Genomic DNA, 2,391 nt, shown 5'->3' on the forward strand with positions numbered 1-2,391 from the left:
CCCGGTGTGCGGGCCGCCTGCCCCTGCCGATCGCGAACGGGGGTGGCCGGTGATGGACGCGCACACCTTCGGAATCCTGTTCGTCGGCAGCCTCGCCCTGGCGCTCGTCGTGTGGGTGCTGCACAAGCTGGGCAAGGCCCTGGCCTCGATCGCCGAAACGCTCGCAGCGGCCGCGGTGGTGTTTTTCGCCCTGTGGTGGCTGCTCAAGGGTTTGGGCTGGGTGGTCCGGCAGATCGTGACCCACCCCCGCACCTCCCTCACCCTTCTCGGCGTTGCGGCCTGGTGCCGCTGGCTGGACTGGCCCTCCCTCGTGATCACCCTCGGCGTGCTCGCGGCCGGACTGGTCACCTGGCGGTGGGCGCATCTGGTGTCGTTCGACCACTGGGCCGGGCGGTTCCTGCGCTCGTGGTGGTTCCGCTGGGCCGTCTACGCCCCGAAGCTTCCGGCCTGGTTGCACGCCTGCGGGCTGAGCATCAAGGACGACACCATCCCCGTGGACATCACCGTGTCCCTGGTGGGACGCAAGAAGATCACGCGGGATCGGAAGGCGCCGGGTGTTCGGGTGCCCAAGGTCAAGGGCGTGCGCTCGGGGGCTTCGTGGGATGAGGTGCGGGTGCAATTGGTGCCGGGCCAGAAGCCCGAGGATTTCGACGAGGCGGCCCGCGCTCTGGCGGTGGCCCGCAAGGTCGCCCGCTGCCAGGTCCGCGAGACCGCCCCGAACGTCGTGTCGATCGACTTCCAGCGGCGTGATCTGCTCGCTCGGCCCGTGACCTGTCCCGAGGTCGACGAAGCGGCGGTGGATGTGCGTCGGGTGTGGGCTGGTCGAACGGAGTACGGGCAGGACTGGCACGTCCCGCTCCATGGCTCCGGAAGCCACACCCTCACCGCTGGGGCGTCGGGTGCGGGGAAGAACTCGGTGATGTGGTGCCCGCTCGTCTCCATTGCCCCCGCCATCCGGGACGGGCTGGTGCGGGTATCGGGGATCGACCCCAAGGGCATGGAACTCGCGTACGGGCGGGGGATCTTCCACCGCTATGCCGTGACCGGCAAGGACACCCTCGCGCTGCTGGATGACCTGGTTGGGGCGATGGATGAGCGCAAGGCCGAGTTCGCCGGCCGCGTCCGCACCGTGCCGATCTCGACCGAGCATCCGTTGGAGCTGGTGGAGTTCGACGAGATCGGGGCGCTCACGAAGTACACCGATCGTAAAACCCGCGAAGCCATCATCGAAAAAGTCGCCCTCCTCACCACACAGGGCCGCGCGCTCGGCTTCACGGTCCGCGGTTACGTCCAGGAGCCGACCAAGGACACAGTGCCGGTGCGGGAGCTGTTCCCTCGCCGCATCTGCCTGCGCGTCACCGCCAAGTCCCACGTCGGCATGGTCCTCGGTGACCAGGCCTACGAACGGGGTGCCTGGGCCAACCGCATCTCCGAGGCTGAGGCCGGGGTGGGCTATGTGTGGGGCGAAGGGCTGCGCGAACCCCTCCGTGTCCGGGCCGGGTGGGTTCCTGATCAGACGGTGAAGGCGCTGGAAGCGTTCGTGACCGGTGGCGCTGTGGTGCCGATGCCGCGTCCGTTCGTTGAGGGGAGCGCGGCGGCATGACCGAGTTGGAGAAGCTGAGCGCCGCGTTCTGGGCGCATGTGCGGGAGTACCCGTTGCCGGAGCCTTGCCGGGTGTCCTTCGATCCGATGCGGCCGGAGGTGGACGTGCAGGTCAACCCCAGCGCCACCGCGGCGCACCTGTCGGAACTCGTGTTGTGGGGCCGCACCTTGCATGACGTCACGGTGGAGTGGTGGCACACCACCTACGGCGACCTCCACATCATCCTGCGCGGCAACACCCACGGCGGAGCACGGATCCGGGTCTACGGCGGGATCACCTTCGCCGACTGCGCCGGACTCATCGCCCTCACCGAGGACGACTCCCAAGACGTCACCCTGGAGGAACTCGCCGCGCTGCGCGATCTCCTCCGCTCCGCTGAGGAGGTGGCGGCATGAGCAGGGCTGAACGGATGCGGCTACCGCTCTCGGGCGAGGTCATGAAGGCCACCGCAGAAAAGCACGGGGTGTGTGTGCGGCCGTTCACGATGGAAGTAGGCGATCCCGACACGGGCGAGTTGCGCTACATCGGCGTCCCCTGCGGCTCGACGGTGGAAAGCGTGTGCGGGCCGTGCGCGAAGAAGGCCAAGGCACTGCGCATGGCCCAATGCCGGGAAGGGTGGCATCTGACCGAGGAACCTGACTTCACCTCGGAGCCACCTACCGATGAGCAGAAGGAGTTGATGGCCTTCCGGGCTGACTTGGTGAAGTCCTATCGGGCGGCGGTCGAAACCGGAGAGGGGGGCCAGGCCGACGAGCTGCGGGACGAGATCCGCGGTGTCGACGAGGAAC

Annotated in this window: 3 protein-coding genes; all 3 read left to right on the forward strand. The window is 68.3% G+C overall.

What is annotated here, in order from left to right:
- Positions 1-52: 52 nt before the first annotated feature.
- Positions 53-1,603, forward strand: a complete 1,551-nt coding sequence (locus FNH05_RS36180) for an FtsK/SpoIIIE domain-containing protein (protein WP_144593340.1) — start codon at positions 53-55, stop codon at positions 1,601-1,603.
- On the forward strand, positions 1,600-1,998 hold the full coding sequence (locus FNH05_RS36185) for a hypothetical protein (RefSeq protein WP_144593341.1): 399 nt from the start codon (positions 1,600-1,602) through the stop codon (positions 1,996-1,998). The genes FNH05_RS36180 and FNH05_RS36185 overlap by 4 nt, the downstream gene beginning before the upstream one ends.
- Positions 1,995-2,391, forward strand: a 397-nt coding sequence (locus FNH05_RS36190) for a replication initiator (RefSeq protein ID WP_342781654.1), incomplete at its 3' end; no start/stop codon positions are given. The genes FNH05_RS36185 and FNH05_RS36190, both read left to right, overlap by 4 nt.

Origin of the sequence: Amycolatopsis rhizosphaerae (assembly GCF_007713715.1) — a bacterium.
Lineage (GTDB): Bacteria > Actinomycetota > Actinomycetes > Mycobacteriales > Pseudonocardiaceae > Amycolatopsis_E > Amycolatopsis_E rhizosphaerae.